The sequence below is a fragment of the Cryobacterium zhongshanensis genome (genome assembly GCF_022760445.1).
In the GTDB taxonomy this organism is placed as follows: domain Bacteria; phylum Actinomycetota; class Actinomycetes; order Actinomycetales; family Microbacteriaceae; genus Cryobacterium; species Cryobacterium algoricola.
Window position 1 is genome coordinate 612,425 of the sequence record NZ_JALGAR010000001.1, and the last position, 19,046, is coordinate 631,470.

General features: G+C 68.7%; 12 protein-coding genes. 8 read left to right on the forward strand and 4 right to left on the reverse strand.

Annotation, left to right across the window (positions count from 1 at the left end; all coding sequences use genetic code 11):
* Window positions 1-5 precede the first annotated feature (5 nt).
* The 4 genes from MQH31_RS02935 to MQH31_RS02950 are packed head-to-tail and all read right to left on the reverse strand — an operon-like array spanning window position 6 to window position 3,593.
* Complete coding sequence (locus MQH31_RS02935; protein ID WP_243010849.1) at window positions 6-938, reverse strand: aminodeoxychorismate lyase; 933 nt, start codon at window positions 936-938, stop codon at window positions 6-8.
* Window positions 935-2,056, reverse strand: coding sequence for an o-succinylbenzoate synthase (menC, locus tag MQH31_RS02940; RefSeq protein WP_243010850.1), 1,122 nt, complete (start codon window positions 2,054-2,056; stop codon window positions 935-937). The genes MQH31_RS02935 and menC overlap by 4 nt, the downstream gene beginning before the upstream one ends.
* Window positions 2,057-2,112: 56 nt before the next feature.
* Window positions 2,113-2,754, reverse strand: a complete 642-nt coding sequence (locus MQH31_RS02945) for a MurR/RpiR family transcriptional regulator (protein ID WP_134535408.1) — start codon at window positions 2,752-2,754, stop codon at window positions 2,113-2,115.
* On the reverse strand, window positions 2,751-3,593 hold the full coding sequence (locus tag MQH31_RS02950; RefSeq protein ID WP_243010851.1) for a GNAT family N-acetyltransferase: 843 nt from the start codon (window positions 3,591-3,593) through the stop codon (window positions 2,751-2,753). Before MQH31_RS02950 ends, MQH31_RS02945 begins: the two co-directional genes overlap by 4 nt.
* 356 nt (window positions 3,594-3,949) lie before the next feature.
* Between MQH31_RS02950 and MQH31_RS02955 the strand changes: the two genes are divergently transcribed.
* The 8 genes from MQH31_RS02955 to MQH31_RS02990 all read left to right on the forward strand — a co-directional run bounded on the left by MQH31_RS02955 (window position 3,950) and on the right by MQH31_RS02990 (window position 18,915).
* On the forward strand, window positions 3,950-4,996 hold the full coding sequence (locus tag MQH31_RS02955; RefSeq protein WP_243010852.1) for a M20/M25/M40 family metallo-hydrolase: 1,047 nt from the start codon (window positions 3,950-3,952) through the stop codon (window positions 4,994-4,996).
* Window positions 4,997-5,206: 210 nt separating this feature from the next.
* Window positions 5,207-12,220, forward strand: a complete 7,014-nt coding sequence (locus MQH31_RS02960; protein WP_243010853.1) for an Ig-like domain-containing protein — start codon at window positions 5,207-5,209, stop codon at window positions 12,218-12,220.
* 143 nt (window positions 12,221-12,363) lie between these two features.
* A complete protein-coding gene (locus MQH31_RS02965) occupies window positions 12,364-13,989 on the forward strand; it encodes an MFS transporter (RefSeq protein WP_243010854.1) in 1,626 nt (541 codons plus the stop codon).
* A gap of 91 nt (window positions 13,990-14,080) precedes the next feature.
* Window positions 14,081-14,458 carry an SHOCT domain-containing protein gene (locus MQH31_RS02970; RefSeq protein ID WP_243010855.1) on the forward strand — a complete coding sequence of 126 codons (378 nt, stop codon included), beginning with the start codon at window positions 14,081-14,083 and terminating at the stop codon, window positions 14,456-14,458.
* 49 nt (window positions 14,459-14,507) lie between these two features.
* Window positions 14,508-15,965: a DUF2252 domain-containing protein gene (locus tag MQH31_RS02975; protein ID WP_243010856.1), complete on the forward strand. Its 1,458-nt coding sequence runs from the start codon at window positions 14,508-14,510 to the stop codon at window positions 15,963-15,965.
* 129 nt (window positions 15,966-16,094) lie between these two features.
* Window positions 16,095-17,072 carry a sugar ABC transporter substrate-binding protein gene (locus tag MQH31_RS02980; protein WP_134535415.1) on the forward strand — a complete coding sequence of 326 codons (978 nt, stop codon included), beginning with the start codon at window positions 16,095-16,097 and terminating at the stop codon, window positions 17,070-17,072.
* Complete coding sequence (locus tag MQH31_RS02985; RefSeq protein ID WP_134535416.1) at window positions 17,069-18,103, forward strand: ABC transporter permease; 1,035 nt, start codon at window positions 17,069-17,071, stop codon at window positions 18,101-18,103. Before MQH31_RS02980 ends, MQH31_RS02985 begins: the two co-directional genes overlap by 4 nt.
* Complete coding sequence (locus MQH31_RS02990; protein WP_243010857.1) at window positions 18,100-18,915, forward strand: ATP-binding cassette domain-containing protein; 816 nt, start codon at window positions 18,100-18,102, stop codon at window positions 18,913-18,915. Before MQH31_RS02985 ends, MQH31_RS02990 begins: the two co-directional genes overlap by 4 nt.
* Window positions 18,916-19,046 lie beyond the last annotated feature (131 nt).

Sequence of the window (19,046 nt, forward strand, 5' to 3'; positions counted from 1 at the left end):
GGGATTCAGCTGCGGCGCGTGACCAGGTAGTCGAGCGCCGCGGCGTGCAGCTCGGCATCGAAGCCGCGGGCGACACCGTCGATCTCGACGACCGGAACGATCTGCCGCACGCTCGAGGCTAGCCAGACCGAGTCGGCGGCACGCAGCTCGTCGGGAGTGACGGTGCGGTACTCGGTGGTCAGCCCGTTCGCCTCCGCGTACTCGAAGAAGGCTGCCTGCGCGGTACCGGCCAGGATCCCCTGGTCGGTCGACGGCGTGACGAGGTGCCTGCCGAACTGCAGCACGGCCGTCGACGTCGGCCCTTCCAGTACGAACCCGTCGCTGCTGATGAAGATCACGTCGTCGGCTCCGCGGCGCTCTGCCTCACGGTAGACGGACTTGTTCACGGCATAGGAGAGGGTCTTCGCGCCCTGGAGGAGCCACGGCGAGGTCTGGGCGACATCGTGGCGGTAGCCACGATCGAGGGTGACCACCTTCAGGCCGTGCGTGCGCGCCTCGGTGAAGTCGGGTTCCGGGTCGACGAACACCCAGCCCGTGCAGCGACCGGCGCCCTCGATGCCGCGGGTGAGCACGAGTTTCACCGACAGGCGCGGGTGAGTGGATGCCGCGATGCCCTGGCGGATGCCCTCGCGATAGAGATCGAGGCAGGGAGCCGGGAGGTCGAGCAGCCTGGCCGAATTCTCCAGGCGGGCCAGGTGCGGCTCGAGGGCCTGGCCGAAGCCGTCGATGGCGTCGAGCGTTTCGAAGATTCCGTCACCGCGGGTCACCGCGAGGTCGAGCACCGAGATCTGCGGATCGGCAGGGTCGGCCCGGCGCACCGAGGACGCGAGCGTGGAAGCATCCGTTCCGGTCTGGGTCGGATCGTCCAGCATGAACAGCACCCGGGGGTCCGCGCCGTCCGTGGTCGTTCCTGCCGGGTTCGTCTCTGCTGTGCTCATCGCTCTTCTCCATAGTGCTCGTGGCTGATCGTGTTTTCGGAAATCCAGTCGGGCAGGACCGCGTAGCCGAGACCCGGCCCGGTGGGAACGGTCACCATGCCGTCGGCCGCGGTGACCGGGGGGTCGATGATGTCCTTCTCGTAGTACTTCTCCGACGCCGACACGTCGGAGGGGTAGCTGAAGTTGGGCAGCGAAGACAGGGCCACGTTGGCCGCGCGTCCGATGCCGAACTCGTGCATCCCACCGCACCACACCGGGATGCCTGCGTCCCTGGCGAGATCGTGTGCGGCGACCGCGACCGTGAGGCCGCCCATCCGCGACACCTTGATGTTCAGGATCCGGCCGGCGCCGAGGGCGATCATCGTGCCGATGTCGTCGAGGTCCACGACGCCCTCATCGAGGCAGATCGGAGTCTCCAGGGTGGCCTGGAGCGCGGCGTGGGCGACGAAGTTGCGGGGGGCGTACGGCTGCTCGATCATGCTGAGGCCGAATTCGTCGAGCCCGCGCATCAGGGCGGTGGTTTCGGCCGTGTCCGGGTAGATCCCGTTGGCGTCGACGTGCACGTCCTGCTTCGGGAATGCCGCGCGCACCGCACGCACGGGGCCGATGTCCCAGCCCGGCTTGATCTTGAGTTTCACCCGCCGGTAGCCGGCGTCGACATGGCGGGCCACCTCGGTGAGCAGGGCGTCGATGGAGGATTCGATGCCGAGGGAGACCCCCGCGGCGACCTCGGTTCTGGTGCCGCCCAGGGCGACAGACAACGGTTCGTCGCGCGCACCGGAGTAAAGGCTCCACGCGGCCATGTCGAAGCCGGCCTTGGCGAACTCGTGGCCGCGGATGCGTGCCCACGTCGTCGCCAACTCGGCCGGCGTCTCCCACTCGTGCCCGATGATCGCGGGGACTATGTACTTCTTCGCGACGAGCAGGGCCGTGTCCACGGTCTCCGAGGAATAGAAGGGATCGCTCGCTGAGGCGATCTCGCCCCAGCCGACCGCGCCGGAGTCATCCGTGAGGCGCACCACGATGTGGTCGAGGTGGCTCTTCCGGTGCGAGCTGGTCTCAAAACCGTGCACCAGCGGCAACCGGGTGACAAACAGGGAAACGCCCACTACCTTCATCGTGCTCCTTCGGTGCTGAATTCGGTGCTGCGTTCGGTGCTGCGGTCGTCCATCGTTCACTCCACGTAACTGTTCAGGATCTGGTTCAGCTGCTCCCGCTCGGCAAACCTGCGCCGGGCTCCCTTGGCACTGGCAATACTCAAGGTACTCACCAGGTGGATGACGGCCGCGACCGCCGTGGGGGAGTCGGCGGATGAGGCGCTGCGGGTCGGCACGGTCACGGTTTCGGTGGCGAAGGCCGCGACGGGAGCATCCGGGGAGTCCGTGATTGCGATCACGGTGCCACCGGCCGCGGCGAACCGTTCGGCGACGAGTACGCTCTGTCGCTGGTACCTTCGGAACGAGAACACCACGAGCACATCGGTCGGGCGGACGTCGCTGAGTACGTCGATCGAGCGGACGGCGGCCTCGTCGATGAGGAGCACCTGCGAGAGCCCTGCCGAGAGGTCCCAGGCGAACAGGGTCGCATAGGCGAAGGACTTGCCCGCGCCGAGCACATACCGCCTGCGGGCCGCCACGATCCGGGCCGGCGCGCGCACGAGGGCATCGTCTTCCCCGAGGTGGGCGAAGGTTTCGGCCAGGTTCTTCTTTTCGCTGTCCACGATGCGCGCGCGCAAGACCGACGCCGACGACCGTTTCTGCAGTCGTGCGGCGTACCGGTCCTCCGGGCTCGCCAGGGTCTCGTTCGCCTCGGTCATCGGGCTGCCTGGCGGATGCGCGGCGCGGCATCCCGGGTCCCGGCCGCGACAAACACGTATGCGGCGCTCGTGCCGTCGACCCGGACGCAGGATTCGGCGACGTAGCCGCCCTCGAAGAGCTCGGTGAAGGTTTCGGCCACGGCGGCCCGCAACGCCTGCACGATCGCGGGGGCGAGTGTCTTCGCGGGATTGTCGGACGGGATCGGCACGTGGATGACGTCGCCCTCGCCGACCGGTCGACCCCAGTGCCGGGGCAGCGTCGTTCCGAGTGCGGTGGGGTCGACGACGGGGAAGCTCGGGATGCTCGGGAGACTCGGGAGACTCGGGAGACCCGGGGAGATCGACACGGCGGCGGACGCGAGCGGCCAGTCGACGATCAGACGATCGGAGAACGGCTCGTCGTAGTAGTTCGGCACGAACCGCACCCCGTGGGCGCCGAGCACGTCGAGGTTGAAGTGGGCATTCCGGGCGAGGGTCGGATCGAACGCCCAGCGCATTGACGTGAGTCCCTCGTCCCGGGCGATCATGGCCTGCTCCTGCTTGAGCAGGCGACCGATTCCCTTGCCCTGCCAGGCGGGGTCGATGAAGGCGGCCTGCGAGTACAGGTACGGCACCCCGGACTCGACGCCGGCGAAGCCGTAGGCGAAACCGACGAGCTCACCGCCGACGTTCCGCGCGGCAACGGCCGCACCGCCGTTGCCCACGATCGCGGAGAGCAGCTTCGGGTTGAGGCTGTGGTCTGCGGCGGTATAGCCGAACACCCGGGTATAGAGCTCGCTGGCCTGGCCGAACACGGCGCGTGACCGGGTGGATTCCACCGTGAGTTTCAGGTCACCCATGTTGTTTCTTTTCCCTGCCTTCGTCTGTGCGGAGTTCCATGTTCCAGAACCAATCGTGACAATCATAAACAACTTATGTGTCGTCTTCGTTTCGTAAATTTCCCTGAAATTCAAGAACACTCCCAAGGATAGGTAACATATCTTCTATCAGTTCCCCGAATAGCGCCGAGAGCACCGCCAGAGGAGATGCCGCCATCACCATCACCGGACCGTCCCTTCCCGACGCCTCCGCACGGGCCCGTGCACTGGCGACCCTCGAGGACTACGTACTGCGCGAAACGCCGACCGGTGCGGGCGCGGCCATCACGGCGTTCGCGGATGCCCTCGCCGCCCGCTATGTCGGACTCGGCGGCACGGTGGTGCTGCACCGGACACCGGGAGGCGCCCACCTGGTTGCGGATTTCCCCGGACGCGGCAATGCTGCCGGTGCCGCCCCCGTCCTCCTGATCGGGCATTCCGACACGGTCTGGCCGGTCGGCACCCTCGCCGGCGACGTGCCGTGGACCAGCGACGGCACCCGGATCACCGGCCCGGGGGTCTACGACATGAAATCCGGACTTGTGGTGATGGAAGAAGCCCTCGAACTGCTCCGTGCCCAAGCGGATGCCGGCACGGTCGATCACGTGCCGGTGCGCATCATCGTCACGGCAGACGAGGAAATCGGCTCCCCGACCTCGGGCGCGCTGCTCCTCGCCACGGCCGAAGGCTGTTCCGCGGCCATCGGTTTCGAGTCGCCCCACCCCGACGGCGACCTCAAGGTCGGGCGTCTGGGCAGCACCCGCCTCGCTCTCGCCGTGTCCGGCGTCCCCGCCCATGCCGCCCTCGACCCGGAGAAGGGCGTCTCCGCAACCGAGGAGATCATCGACCAGTTGGTGCGGGTGCGTGACATTGCGGCCAGGGCCACCATCCGCGCCGGTGCACGCCCGGGTGCCCGGGTGCTCTACAACCTCGGATCCATCACGGCCCCGGGCCTGGCCAACGTCGTAGCGGACAACGCCGCCGCCGTTCTCGGATTCCGCTTCTCCGATCGGGACATCGAGAACGAAGTCCTCGGTGAGATCGAGGCGCTGACCCCCCTTCGCCCCCGCGCGCAGGTGGCCGTCACGCGTCTGTCCTACCGCCCGGCCTGGCAGCCACGCGCCGCCGACCAGGCTCTGGCCGCCGTCATCTCCGGCTGCGACGCCGGGCTCGGCGAGGGCGGTCCCGCCAGGCTTCCGCTCGGTGCCCGCCCGGCGGCCGGCGCAGCGGACACCAACCTTCTCGGCGCATCCGACCTCGCCGTGGTCGACGGCTTCGGGCCTCGCGGCGGCGGAGCGCACGCCCGCAGCGAGCACATCCTGGTCGACTCCCTGTGGGAGCGCATCCGCCTGCTGGCCGCCGTTCTGACCGGCATTCGCCCCTGACCGGCGGCCGCACGGGCAGACGCACGGGCAGGCGCACGGCAGACGCTGGGGCACGGCGGGACGCCATGGCCCGAAGTGGGGTACCCGGAAAACCGCCCCGACCCCTACTATTTATCGTATTGCTCCTCACCGGGGGTGACCCTGTATCCGCCAGCACGGAACCCGCACTCTCGTAGATGACGGTCGTGCCCGACGTTAGGCGCACTCGGCATGTCCACTCTGCTCTTCCCCGGCGCCCGTGATCGCCTTCGAGCCAGCAGTGCACCGGCGGTCCTGGCCCGCTCGCTCCTGACCGCCGTCCTGGTGATCGCGGCGATGCCGGTCGTCGCGATCGTGGCGCTCTTCGCCCTCAGCCTCGCCGCCCCCGCACTCGCGGCGACCGGGCCCGGCGCCATCGTGCTCGGGGCAGGCAGCACAGTCCTCCTGTACGGCACTGCCGGGCTCGCCCTGCTCTTCGGGGTAGTGCTGTCCGGATTCGTGCACGCCGGTGCGCACGCGAAGAACGCCCGCTTGCTCCGGGTCTCGTGGAACCGCACGCTCCGCGCGTTCCCCCGACTGGTACTCGCTCTCGCCCTGCTGGTGGTCGCGTTCGTGGCCGCCACCGCGCTCTGGCCATTCATCAGCCTCGCCCTCCTCATCGTGGCCGGTGCACGGTCCGTGCGCCCGGACCGGCGCAACCTCGCCGCCGGGAGCACCGGCCCGCGCGCCCTCTGGTCGCGCGTCACCCCTGGCGCGCGCAGGGCCCTCCTCTGGGCGATCCCGCTGATGCCCGCCCTTGCCGCGCTCGCCCTCCTCGTCGCCGTGTTGCCCGCGAGCCTGGCAACTCCCGGTTCGCTGCGCGAGCTGGTCACCCTGGCGTGGGCTCGTGTCCGCACCGGGTATCGGGATCTGGGCGCGTTCGCCCTGGTGGCCGGTGTGCTCGCCTCCGCAGCGAGCCTGGGCGGGATATCCGCGGCGATCGCCCTCGACCCCGCCGACGACGCGGACATCACCGGACCCCTGCTGTCGTCGCTCGCCGTCCTCGTCGTCGCCGTAGTCCTGGTCCAGGTGTGCGTGGGGGCCGCGGCCGCGATCTTCACCCCTGACGCGACAACGCGAGCCCCCCGGCTTCCGCCGCGCGCGAGCATCCGGTCGATCGGCGCCCTGATGTCGCGGGGGACCCGGCCCGCCACCGGTCGGGTCGCGATGGTCGTCATCGTCGCGCTGATCACCGTGATCGCACCCCTGCCCGCGTTCGCCCAGAGTGTGACGGGGTCTGCCCTGCTGACGCCTGCGCTCGCCCTGACCGTGACCGGGGTGGATGCGTCCACCGTCATCACCGCGGAGGTGCGGGTCAGCGCAGAAGACGGTGCCGGTCTCGTGCAATTCCTGGATGGCACCACGACGCTCGGCGCCCCCGTCGAACTCGTGACAGACCCGGTGGACCCGTCGCGGTTCACCGCCGTTCTCCCCCCGCAGCCGGTGTTCAGCGCCGGGAGCCATGATCTCAGCTTCGTCTACGCCCCGGTCAGCGCCCTCGTCGCAACGGGCCAGTCCCCGGTGACCGTCTACGTCGTCGGCCAGACGCCGGCGGCCGTGACGCTGCCGTCTGCACCGCCCACACCGACACCGTCACCGAGCCCGGCACCGACACCGAGCCCGGCACCGAGCCCGGCACCGAGCCCGGCACCGACGGGAACCGCGCCGCAACTCCGGGCAGCGACCGTTGCCACGGAAGCGACGGACACCGTCGCGCAGGTCTACAACACCACCGTGATCGGCGAGTCCCTCGATCTCGGCGTGCAGGTGTCTGCGCCTGCAGCCCCGGCGGGGACCGTCGTGCCCGGCCGGGTGAACGTGTACCAGGGGTCCACCCTGCTCGGCGAAATCGACCAGTCGCCGGTCGGCGGCTACGTGTCGCTCGTTTCCGACAAGCTCGTGCCCGGACCAGCGACCCTGCGGGTCGAGTACATTCCCGAAGCCGGTTTCGCGGCATCCGAGTACTTCATCGACGTCACGATCCTGAAGGCGAGGACGTCCTTCAGCGGCCACGTCATAGTTCCGGACAACTACGAGATGACCTGGGGTGACACCCACACCGTGACCGTCACGGTCCGGTCCGCCGTCGACGAACCGCGAGTCCTGAACGCGATCGTTTCCTCGGGCGGGCAGAACCAGATCGTGGCGACGGTGCCGTTCACCATCGTGAATGGCGAAGCCACCGTCGTCGCCGATTTCACCCGGCTCCTTCCTGGCGGAACGTCGTACTACACGCTCCAATCGCCCGCGACGGCGCTCGCCGATGCCGGATCGATCGGCGACTACTTCGCCAAGCAGGTCGACCCTGCGGCGACCGAGACGTCCCTCGCCGTCCTGGACGCCGCCGGATCGCCGACCCAGGGCCACGTGCACGAACCGGTGACGCTCACGGCCCGCGTCGCCTCGCCGTCGTCCTCGTCGACGCCAGCGAGCGGCACGGTCAGGTTCACCTCGCCCGGCCTCTACCTCGGCGCTCCGGTCGCGGTGAACACGGAGGGCGTGGCGAGCGTCACGTTCACCCCAGACACCCGCCAGCCCTACGCGGTCACCGCGGAGTACGGCGGCACCGGAGCGACCGGGGCCTACCTGCCCTCGACGTCGACGCCCGTCACCGTAACCCCGGACGGTGCCCTCACCGGCGTGCCGGACGCCCGCTGGACGGGGGCGCTGACTCTCGTGGACACCCGCCTGACCGTGCGGTACCCGACGTCGGGCAGTCTGGCCGCACCCACCGGAACCGTGACGATCCTCGACGCCGCCGGGATGCCCGTCGCCCTCGACCTCGGGTCGGGAACTCTCCAGTCCACGTTCACTCTCAGCGCGGGAGAAGTCACCCTGCCGGTGCGCGCACCCGTCGGAACGTCGAACTACCGCGTCGTGTACTCCGGGGACCCCGACTACATGCCGCGCACCGATGCGCTCCCCGCTGTCACCGTCACGCCGCCCGTCGTCACGCTCACCGCCGGGACGCCCGGGTACTATTCTGAGCCGACCTCGTTCACGGTGCGGGTGACGGATGTCCCGAGCGGCTTCGTCCAGGGAGTCACGGTCTATGCGACCGCCGCAGGCGGCCTCCGCACCGTGGTGGGCACCATCAGCGTCGACGCGTCGACAGGAGCGGGCGGCATGCTTGCCCCGCTCACCGGAGTCGGAGCCACCACTCTGACGGCAGAGGCGACCTTCACCCCGGAGAGCGGCGTCACCCCGGTGTCCTCTGCGCCGCAGACGATCATCGCGCCTGCTCCGTTCGCACCGGTCGTGACGCTGACCATCGACGCGTCGACGGTGTACTCCGCGACCAACCGCGGCATCAGCGTCACGGTCCAGGCGCTCTCGGCAGGTCGCGTCGTCACCGTGCCGAGCGGCACCGTCGCGATCATTCGGGACAATGAGGGCGCCCAGATCGGCAGGGTCGTGCTGACGGGGGCGACGGACCCCTCCGGCTGGGCATACCTGAATCTCGACAGGTCCGGCCTGACCGGGATCACCGCTTCGGTTCCCTACGGCCCATTCGGCGCCATCGAAACGGGCCCGCTGGTCGCCCTTCCGGTGCCCGAACGGAACAACTACACCTCCCTCAGCGCAACCTCGGTCGCCAGCGGCGGAGTCGTCGCCTTCGACCTACTCGCCACCGTCTCGGGAACACCGCTCGACTCCACCCGCAGCGTGACGGTTCTGGCCGAGTTCAACGGCGAGAAGAAGACCGTCGTCCTGACCCGAACCAGTGTCGTGATCGACCATGGCTGGCTGGGAACGGACGTGACCTTCGCCGGTTCCGTGGACTTCCCGGCGCCGGGCACGGGCTACTTCAACATCCATGTCACGGGCCCCGGCAACGGTGCAGACGTCGGTGCGATCGACTTCACCGGGGCCGGCGTCTCCGTGGGGCGGCACACGACCACGCTGCTCCCATCGGGTACCTCGACGGCCGTCGGCGGGCATCCGCTCTCGGTGACGGCCGCCGTGACGGCCGTCGAACCGGGTGGTGCCGCCCCGACCGGAACCGTGACATACACGCTCGCGCCTGCCTGGGTCTCCTGTGAAGCTCCGGTCGGCGACAGTTGCGTCTTCCCCGGGCCAGCCGTGCGGAGCGGGACGAACACGCTCCGGGCATCCTATGCGGGCGACCACGAGAATTCGCCGGCCTCCGCCACGATCGACGTGCAGGCCCAAGCGCGCACCGCGACGCTCGCCGTTGACTTCAGCGTCGCCCCGGACCAGTGGATCGTGGGCGAGCCCGTCACCGCCACGTGGACCGTGACGACCTCGGCTCGCCCCGCGGCGGGACGGGTGACCGTGCTCGTCTCCGGGGCCGAGATGTGCGACGGAATCGCGCTGGGGGACAGGTGCACGTTCACCGTCCCTCCGGCAGGCGCCGGCTGGACCGCAGAGTCCGCGTATCGGGTGGACTTCCACTCCTACGACGATGCCCCTGACCAGTCCGTCACCGGCCGCGCCGCCGCTCCCAAGCGCTGCTACGTCGTCGACGCGTGGGCGGCTGTGATCGACGTCACAGGCGCGACCGCCTGCACGAGCCAGGGCCGGCCCGGTGTCCTCTCCGGCAGCACCGTCCGGCTCACGGCCCGCCCCCTCGCCGCAAACTACGTCCTCGCGGGCTGGCAGCTCAATGGCGTCGATGTCGTGAGCGGCACGGCCGACGGCCTGACTACCTCGATCGTCGTGTCCGGGTCGGGCACGTACAGCTACCGGACGCTCTACGCCCCGAAATGCTTCACCCTCACCCTGGCGCCCAATAGCCAGATCGCGGCCGGAACCGTGACGAAGGACGACGTCAAGGGCGAGATCCTGGTGGCCACGAAGCCGAACTGCTCTGACCCCGACGCGCCGACCACCGCCGACCGTGCCGCTCTCAGCGCGGGAAAGCCGCGGTACGCCGTCGGCACGGTCGTAAACCTGCGAACCGAAACCATCGACCACGCGCTCTACGGGCGTTATGTCGTTGCGGCGTTCGACGGTCTGACCCGCCAGCCGGCCAACCCCGAAACCGACTGGGGCAGCGTCACGATGGACGCCGATCGCACCGTTTCGGCGACCTTCGCCGTACGGTCCTGCCACGCCTTCGTGCTTGACCAGTCCGCGGGCGGAACCGCGACCATCGTCTCGACGAGCCGCCCCGCATCGAGCGGTGCCCTCAAACCCGCGACGGGAGCGTGCCGCACCTCCGACGGCACACCGGGATACGTACCCGGAACGGCCGTCGTCATCGAGACCGTTGCAGACCCCGGATACTCCTTCACGAAGCTCGACCACGGCGACGACAAGCCGAAACCGCAGGACCTCGTGGCCGTGGCCCTCACGACAGAGCCCGCGCCCACCGCGGTGACCCGCACCACCGTGCTCGCGGGCACGGACGGTTACGGGTACGCGCACCCCGTGTTCTCGCACAAGGACTGCGTGAGCGTGACGTTACGGGTCACCGAGACGACGGCGGATTACCGGGCCTATGGGTTCAGAAGCGGCCTGACAGTGCACGTCTACGGGGTAGACCCCGGAGCCCCTGTCACCGAGTGCGCAGCCCCCGTCACTGCGGCGCCAGAGGACCACTTCGGCTTGTACAAGGTCCTGTCGACGACGTATTCCGTCGTGTCGTCGGCCACGGTTGTCGTGAACGGACCACGGGATCGTGTCCCACGACGGATCACCTGGTCGACGAGCTACGGCGATATAACGATCGCGTCGCGGCCGGTCGGTGGTCCGACTCCGGCAAGTGACCCGGTGATCTACTCCTCCGGTGGAGACTACGACGCCGCGAACGGGCCGGGCGTCGACCTGTCCAAACTGCCCGCCGGCGAACGCAGCGTCGTCATCAACACGTCCGACATGGACCCGACGTGCGCGGCGCCGACGATCCAGAACCCGTTCGGAGCCCCGTACCAGGTCCGGCTGACCAACAACGAGTGGGGAGCCGTGAAGGTCTGCCGCGAGGCGAACCAGGCGGCAAGCTTCCAGACGGTCGTGGTGACCGCCGCGGTCTCACAGATTCCCACGCTCCGGCCGGTGTTCTCCTACGCAACCTGGGTGAACGCATCCCCTGACGGGCGACGATATTTCGACGACCGTGTGACACTCTCCGGATCCGACACGGCTGCTCTCGAGTACTGCGCCAGGCTCAACCTCACCGTGAGGATGCACGAGGACGATGGCACCGTGCGCGTCCTGGGGGAGGGGGAGGCGGCGCAACTGATCCAGGACAACGGCGGATGCGCCCCGATGAACACGCGACCGGGGGGTACGGTCACGACCGGGCTCACGGTCGACGCCCAATACCACTACACGATTCTGAATACACCCGCCGTGATGCCCGTGTTCGAGGTCGACGGGAACGGGGTGTCCGCACCGGCGATCCTCGATCTCAAGGTGAACTGCGTGAGCGTCGACGTCGGCGATCGGACGTCCCGGGACGGGAGCACCCCGCCGAACTGCCCGGGCGGCGGCGGCAACCGGTACCTCAAGGGTTCGATCGTGCAGTTGAACGGCGAGGTGCACGACGACGAGGGCCTCGATGGCTGGGACGGCGGCGTCGACGAGCAGAACGGCGTCACGGCCTGGATCGTCGCTGAGACCGACCGCTACGGCGCCGTGAGCATCGACTACCCGAGCAAATGGGAGAAGTTCAAGAACGGCCTCAGCAACTTCACTCAGCGGCTGGTCTCCGGCCTCATCATCGTGGCGACGGGCGTCATCCTGGTCAAGATGATGCTGGCCAAGATGGTCACCCTCGCGCTCAAGGGAATCGGAAGCCTCGTCGCTCTCGCGGGCGGAGGGGACGGCATGCTGAACGTGATGACCAAGCTCGACAACGCCGTGACCGCGGTGATCAAGACGGTCGGCCTGTTCAGCAGCTGCATCAACACGAGTGCGAAGGGAACCGGATCGCTGACGGACATCCCGACCGGAACGCTCGGTGCGAAGGGCGCCACGGCGACGGACACGGGTCTCAAGGTGGGCAGCTTCGCGGCAGCCCAGGCCGGTAAGTACCTGAACAGCGACGGCACGACCGTGGCAGGGAGTGCCCTGATGGTCATCGGTTCGGCGCGCACCATGGTCGACCTGTTCGGAAGCAACACGAGCCTCTACGGCAAGAACGCCACCGCGGCCTGGACGTCGATGGGAACGGGACTCGGCGGGTGCATGACCGAGGGGCTCGATGACAACGCGCACCTGCTGCTGAGCGACCCGAAGTGAGGGTCCGGTCCTGGCACCGACCCGCACGCTGACCCGCTCTTCCGGGCACCTGCCCGCGATGCCATACTCGCCTCAAGCGGGGGTGCCGGAAAGCGGTCGGATGAGGGGGTCAGCGGCGTTCGCGCCGGATTGCGGGTGACTCGATGAGCAAATGGACGGCAATCGCGGTCCTCGGCAGTGCGCAGTTCGTCATGGTGCTCGACAGCACCGTGATGAACGTGTCGATCTCGACCGTTGTCACCGACCTGGACACCACGGTCGCCGCGATGCAGAGCGCGATCACGTTCTACACCCTCACGATGGCGGCGGTCATGCTGCTCGGCGCCAAGCTCGGCGATATCTGGGGCCGGCGGCGTGCGTTCGTGATCGGCGCGATCGTCTACTCGTGCGGTTCACTGTTGACGGCGCTGAGTCCGAACTTCGCGGTGCTCTTCCTCGGTTGGTCTGTCATCGAAGGTCTCGGCGCCGTGCTGGTGATCCCGGCGATCGCCGCTCTCGTCGCGGAGAACTACCGGGACAGGGACCGGGTGACCGCGTACGCGATCATCGGCGCGGTGTCCGGGGCGGCCGTCGCGGCCGGCCCCCTGATCGGAGGCTACGTCACGACCTACCTGAATTGGCGCTACGTCTTCGTGGCCGAGGTCGTGATCATGATCGGCGTCGTTCTCACCGCGCGCCTCATTTCCGACACCAGCAAGCCGAGCAGCACCCGGATCGACGTCCCGAGCGTTCTGCTCTCTGCGGCGGGCCTCGTCCTCGTCGTCTACGGGATGCTGCAGAGCAAGACCTGGGGCTGGATCCTCCCGAAACAGGCTCCCGAGATCAACGGCACCCGGATCGAGCCCCTGGGACTGTCCCTCGTTCCTTACCTGATCCTGCTGGGCGTCTTCCTGCTCTGGCTGTTCACCGGTCGCCAACGGCGCCTGCGCGAGACCGGTCGTGCCACGCTCCTCGACGTCGGAATGTTCTCGATCACGCAGCTCCGGTCCGGGCTCTCCGTGCTCGGCGCGCAGTACGCGTTCACGGCCGGGGTGTTCTTCATGATTCCGATCTACCTGCAGATGACCCTCGGCCTCAACGCCCTGGAAACCGGGCTGAAGATCTTCCCGCTGTCGATCGCGCTCATCCTCTTCTCCGTGGTGGGCACCCGGTTGTCGACGCTGTGGTCACCGCGCCGGACCGTGCGGGTCGGTCAGCTGGTCCTGGTGGGGAGCGCCGTCTGCCTGCTCGGTTCCGTCTCCCTGGACCTGAGGAGCGTCGTGTTCGGCATCGGGATGTTCACTGCGGGAGCTGCGCTCGGCCTTCTCGCCTCGCAACTCGGCAACGTGAACATGTCGAGCGTCGGCGAGGAGAGAACGAGCGAGGTCGGCGGGCTGCAGGGCGTCTTCCAGAATCTCGGCTCGTCGCTCGGTACTGCCTTGATCGGGTCGGTCCTGATCGCGTCGCTCTCGACCTCGTTCCATAGCTCGGTGCAGAGCAGCAGCCTCCCCGACTCCGTGAAGTCCGCGGTCAGCACGCAGACGGAGGCCGGTATCGCCATCGTGCCCGTCTCGAGCGTGGCCGGCATCGCGACCGACGCCGGACTGTCGAGCTCCGACAGCGCCGAGCTGACCACGATCTACAGCGAATCGCAGGTGTCCTCCCTGCGGGTATCCTTCTTCGTGCTGATCCTCGTCGCCCTCGGATCCCTGCTGTTCTCCCGGAACATTCCGAATCAGACCGTCGCGAGGCGCGAGGGGAAGGCCAGGGCGGCGCGGCAGACGCCGTGACCGTGCCCATTCCCGAAACCGCTGAACGACACTAGTTTGTCAGCGACGAGGGCATCACACGGGTGTCCCGGTATCCGAGGAAAGACGGCTCATGGATAATTTCTGGAACTTTGTGGGGTTCTTCTTCTGGTCCTTTGTCTTTCTGGCCTATCTCATGGTGCTCGTGACCATCATCGGAGACCTGTTCAGCGACCACAAGGTCAGCGGCTGGGTCAAGGCCGTCTGGATGATCTTCCTGGTCTTTCTACCCTTCCTCACGGCTCTCGTCTACCTGATCGCGCGGGGTTCCGGGATGTCCGAGCGCCAGGTGCAGCGCAGGCAGCAGTACCGGGGCGAGGCCGACCAGTACATCAAGACCGTCGCGGGTACCTCGCCGTCCGGTGAGATCGCGGACGCGAAGAAACTGCTGGATTCCGGCGTCATCACCCAGGCCGAGTACGAGCGGCTCAAGGCCCGCGCGCTCGGCTAAGCCGGAACCGGCGGAAGACGGTAGAGCAACGGCAGAGAGGTCGTCCAGCATGTACGAGGACAGGGCCGTGCTCGACACTGTCGTCGAGCACGCGACTGTGGCGGAGCGCAAGGCAACGGGTAAGCAGGCCCGGGAGCACACCCCTCTCGCCAGTCACACGGGCTGGGTCCCGGCCGCGGACCGGCCGGACCCGGTCGCGTTACTCGAGGAACAGAACCTGACCAGGGAGCAGGACCTGGTGCCCGTGCGGCACGGCCGGATGCTGGTATCGCCGTTCACGTTCTACCGCGGTGCGGCCAGGATCATGGCCGCCGACCTCAAGGACACCCCGAGGTCCGGGCTGATCGTCCAGCTCTGCGGTGACGCGCACCTGTCCAATTTCGGCCTGTTCGCCTCGCCGGAGCGGGCCCTGCTCTTCGACCTGAACGACTTCGACGAGACCCTGCCAGGGCCCTTCGAGTACGACGTCCAGCGGATGTGCGCGAGTTTCACGATCGCGGCGCGCAACAACGGGTTCACGAGGTCCCAGATCCACGACGTGACGCTCGCCTCGGTGCGGGCGTACCGCGAGGCGATGGCCGAATTCGCGAAGATGCGCACGATGGACGTCTGGTACGCCCGCATGACCGAGGAGACGGTCATGGCGACCCTCCAGGCCGCCGCCGGCAGGAAGAGCGGAGACCGGACCGAACGCAAGGCCGCCCTGAACGCCGAAAAGAGGACCAGGGCGATCGCGGACAAGGCCCGCACCCGTGACAGCCTGCAGGCGCTGTCGAAACTCGCGGAGTTCATCGACGGGGAGTACCGCATCATCAGCCAGCCGCCGATCATCATCCCCGTCCGGGAGCTGACCACGACGACGGGACTGACCCCGGACGCGATCGAGGAATCGGTTCGGACGGCGTTTCGCTCCTACCGCGCCTATCTCCAGGACGACCGCCGCCAACTGCTCGAACGGTTCGAACTCGTCGACGTGGCCCGCAAAGTCGTGGGTGTCGGTAGCGTCGGCACGCGCGCATACATCGCGCTGCTCCAGGGGCGTGACCAGCAGGATCCCCTCTTCCTCCAGGTCAAGGAGGCCAGGGCGTCTGTGCTCGAGGACCACCTTTCCAGGAGCCGCTACGAGCAACCCGGCGAGCGCGTCGTACAGGGACAACGGATGATGCAGGCCGCGAGCGACATCTACCTCGGCTGGACGAAAGGGGTGCAGGAGAACCGGTACCTGTACTGGCGCCAGCTGCGCGATATGAAGGGGTCCGTCGTCGTGGAGAACATGGTGCCGTACGGCATGGGCCTCTACGCCGGACTGTGCGGCTGGACGCTCGCTCGCGCGCACGCCCGCTCGGGTGACCCCGTCGCCATCGCCGCCTACCTCGGGAAGAGCGACGCCTTCGACACCGCGATCACCGAGTTCTCGGTGCGATATGCGGAGCAGAACGATCGCGACTTCGAGGCCTTCGCCGAGGCCGTCCACTCCGGGCGGTTGCAGTCGATCGCCGGCCTGTAGCGAGGTCCCTCCGGACTCGGCGCGCAGCACCGCAGCCTAAGATTCAGGAGGGTCTTCCTCAGCGACGTCCCGCCTGTCTGCCGGCCACCGGCAACAGGCTGACGACCGGCCTCGAAGGACGACCCACCGATGTTGCACAAATCCAGCCTGCTCGCCGGGCTCGCGGCCCTGATCCTGGTTCCGCTCACCCTCACCGGATGCTCCGCCAACGGGAGCACCGCGACCGGGTCGGATGCGGCATCCGCCGGGAAGACGACCATCGCGATGGTCACCCACGGAAACCCCGGCGACGCGTTCTGGGACGTCGTCAAGAGCGGCGCGGAGCAGGCAGGGAAAGACCTCGGCGCGACCGTCACCTACCAGGGCGATGGCGACCCGGTGCGGCAGAGCCAGCTGATCGACTCGGCCGTCGCGACGCACCCGGACGGGCTGATCGTCTCGATGGCGAACCCCGACGGCGTCAAGGCGTCCATCGAGAAGGCCGTCGCGGCCGGCATCCCGGTGATCACGATCAACTCGGGACTCGAGGAGTCGCTCGCCTTCGGCGCGCAGACGCACGTCGGCCAGAGCGAGTATGCCGCGGGTCAGGCAGCGGGGAAGCGGCTTGCCGCGGCGGGAGCGACGAAGGTGATCTGCGTGATCCATGAGGCCGGTAATACGGGCCTCGAGGACCGCTGCCGGGGAGCCGCCGACGGACTCGGCAGTGCCGTGACCAACGTGCAGGTCGACATCGCCAACCTCGCGGACGCCCAGAACACGATCAAGAGCACGCTCCTCGCCGACCCGTCCATCGACGGCGTGCTGAGCCTGAACCCGGGCGTCGCCGTCGCCGCGAGCCAGGCCATCACCGACGCAGGCAGCCGCGCGCAGCTCGCGACCTTCGACGTGTCCAAGGACGTGACGGCGCTCATCGAGGCCGGCTCGATCCTGTTCGCGGTCGACCAGCAGCCGTACTCCCAGGGCTACCTGCCCGTGGTCTTCCTCACCCTGCAGAAGCGCAACGGCGACGTCGTCGGCGGCGGCCAGCCGGTGTTCTCCGGACCCGGGTTCGTGACGAAGGAGAACGCGGCGCAGGTCGCCGGCTACGCCGCACGCGGGACCCGATGACGCAGGCAGCGACGGTGACCGAACGACCCGCCCGGCCTGGCCGCGGGGTCGCGCTGCTGCGCCGCCCCGAGGTCGGGGCCTTCGTGGCCGCCTTCGGGATCTTCCTGTACTTCTCGATCTCGACGTCCGCGTTCCTGACCCCGGCCGGCGTCGCGACCTGGCTCTATTCGTCGTCGCTGTTCGGGATCATGGCCGTCGCCGTCGCGCTCCTGATGATCGGCGGAGAGTTCGATCTGTCCGCCGGCGCGATGACCGGAACGACCGGCCTGATCGTCGGCATCGCGACGACGCAGTGGGGCCTGAACATCTGGCTCGCCCTCGTGCTCGCGCTCGCCGCGGCCCTCCTGGTCGGGGCGTTCAACGCCTGGCTCGTCACCTCGACCGGACTGCCGAGTTTCATCGTGACTCTCGCGACCTTCTTCATCCTGCAGGGCCTCAACCTCGCCGTCACCAAGCTGCTCACCGGAACCGTGGCGATCCAGGGCCTCGGAGCCGTCACCGGCTTCGACCAGGCCCGGGTGCTCTTCGGCTCCTCGTTCCCGCTGTTCGGCATGGACGTCAAGATCTCGATCGTCTGGTGGATCCTGCTGACCGGGCTCGCGACCTGGGTGCTGCTGCGCACCCGCTTCGGCAACTGGGTCTTCGCGGTCGGCGGCCAGGCCGCAAGCGCCCGCCAGGTCGGCGTGCCCGTGCGCCGGGTGAAGTTCGGGCTCTTCCTCACGACCGCGGGCGCCGCCTGGCTCGTCGGCATGCTCCAGCTCTTCGACGTGTCGACCGTGCAGGCGACGACGGGCATCGGCCAGGAGTTCGTCTACATCATCTGCGCCGTCGTCGGCGGCTGCCTGCTCACCGGTGGCTTCGGCTCGGCCGTCGGCGCGGCACTCGGCGCCCTCATCTACGGCATGGCCCTCCAGGGCATCGTCTTCGCGCAGTGGGACAGCAACTGGCTCAAGGCCTTCCTCGGCGGCATGCTCCTGCTCGCGGTGCTCGTCAACCTCTGGGTGCGCCGCCAGGCCGGTGAGCGTTCATGACCGGGGCAGCGGATGCCGGCGCGCCCCTTCTCGAGGTGCGCGGGGTCGGCAAGAGCTACGGTTCGGTCTCCGCGCTCCGCGGCGTGACGGCCTCGGTCGCGGCCGGCGAGGTGCTCTGCGTGCTCGGCGACAACGGAGCAGGCAAGTCGACGCTCATCAAGATCCTCGCGGGCGCGCACGCGCCCACCGAAGGCACCCTGCTCGCCCACGGGGTCGAACGGCAGTTCGCGAGCCCCCGCGACGCGCTCGCCCTCGGCATCGCGACGGTGTACCAGGACCTCGCCCTCGTCCCGCTACTCCCGGTCTGGCGGAACTTCTTCCTCGGCGCCGAGATCACCGTCGGCCGCGGCCCGTTCCGCCGCCTCGACGTCGCCGCGATGCGCAGGGCCACCCGGGACGACCTCGCGCTGATGGGCATCACCCTCCGCGACGTGGACCAGCCGATCGGAACCCTCTCCGGCGGCGAGCGCCAGGCCGTCGCGATCGCGCGCGCGGTGCACTTCGGTGCCGGGCTCGTGATCCTCGACGAACCGACCTCGGCGCTCGGCGTCAGCCAGGCCGCGCTCGTGCTCCGCTACATCGCGCGGGCCCGCGACCGCGGAATCGGCATCGTGTTCATCACGCACAACCCGCACCACGCCTGGGCGGTCGGAGACCGGTTCCTGGTGCTGCGTCGTGGCACGAGCCTCGGCGAGTTCGGGCGCGACGAGATCAGCCTCGAAGCGCTGACGGGGTTGATGGCCGGCGGCGCAGAGCTCGACGCGCTCGGACCCGAGCTGGACCGGGCGGCATCCGCCCACGACCCGGCCTGACGCCCCGCCCCACCCCACTCGGGGCGGAGGCGGCCTCCGGCTCGCGGCCGGCCGACACCTGCGCGTCACACGGCTGTTCTACACTGGGGAATCGTCGTGCGGTGGCCAGCCCCGCAGCCCGAGCGGAGGAG

Excerpts from the sequence above, each read along its gene's own strand:
- MQH31_RS02970 (WP_243010855.1), top strand. The coding sequence starts at position 14,081 with ATGGATAATTTCTGGAACTTTGTGGGGTTCTTCTTCTGGTCCTTTGTC.
- menC (WP_243010850.1), bottom strand. The coding sequence starts at position 2,056 with ATGAAGGTAGTGGGCGTTTCCCTGTTTGTCACCCGGTTGCCGCTGGTG.
- MQH31_RS02975 (WP_243010856.1), top strand. The coding sequence starts at position 14,508 with ATGTACGAGGACAGGGCCGTGCTCGACACTGTCGTCGAGCACGCGACT.
- MQH31_RS02935 (WP_243010849.1), bottom strand. The coding sequence starts at position 938 with ATGAGCACAGCAGAGACGAACCCGGCAGGAACGACCACGGACGGCGCG.
- MQH31_RS02990 (WP_243010857.1), top strand. The coding sequence starts at position 18,100 with ATGACCGGGGCAGCGGATGCCGGCGCGCCCCTTCTCGAGGTGCGCGGG.
- MQH31_RS02950 (WP_243010851.1), bottom strand. The coding sequence starts at position 3,593 with ATGGGTGACCTGAAACTCACGGTGGAATCCACCCGGTCACGCGCCGTG.
- MQH31_RS02980 (WP_134535415.1), top strand. The coding sequence starts at position 16,095 with ATGTTGCACAAATCCAGCCTGCTCGCCGGGCTCGCGGCCCTGATCCTG.
- MQH31_RS02965 (WP_243010854.1), top strand. The coding sequence starts at position 12,364 with ATGAGCAAATGGACGGCAATCGCGGTCCTCGGCAGTGCGCAGTTCGTC.
- MQH31_RS02985 (WP_134535416.1), top strand. The coding sequence starts at position 17,069 with ATGACGCAGGCAGCGACGGTGACCGAACGACCCGCCCGGCCTGGCCGC.
- MQH31_RS02960 (WP_243010853.1), top strand. The coding sequence starts at position 5,207 with ATGTCCACTCTGCTCTTCCCCGGCGCCCGTGATCGCCTTCGAGCCAGC.
- MQH31_RS02945 (WP_134535408.1), bottom strand. The coding sequence starts at position 2,754 with ATGACCGAGGCGAACGAGACCCTGGCGAGCCCGGAGGACCGGTACGCC.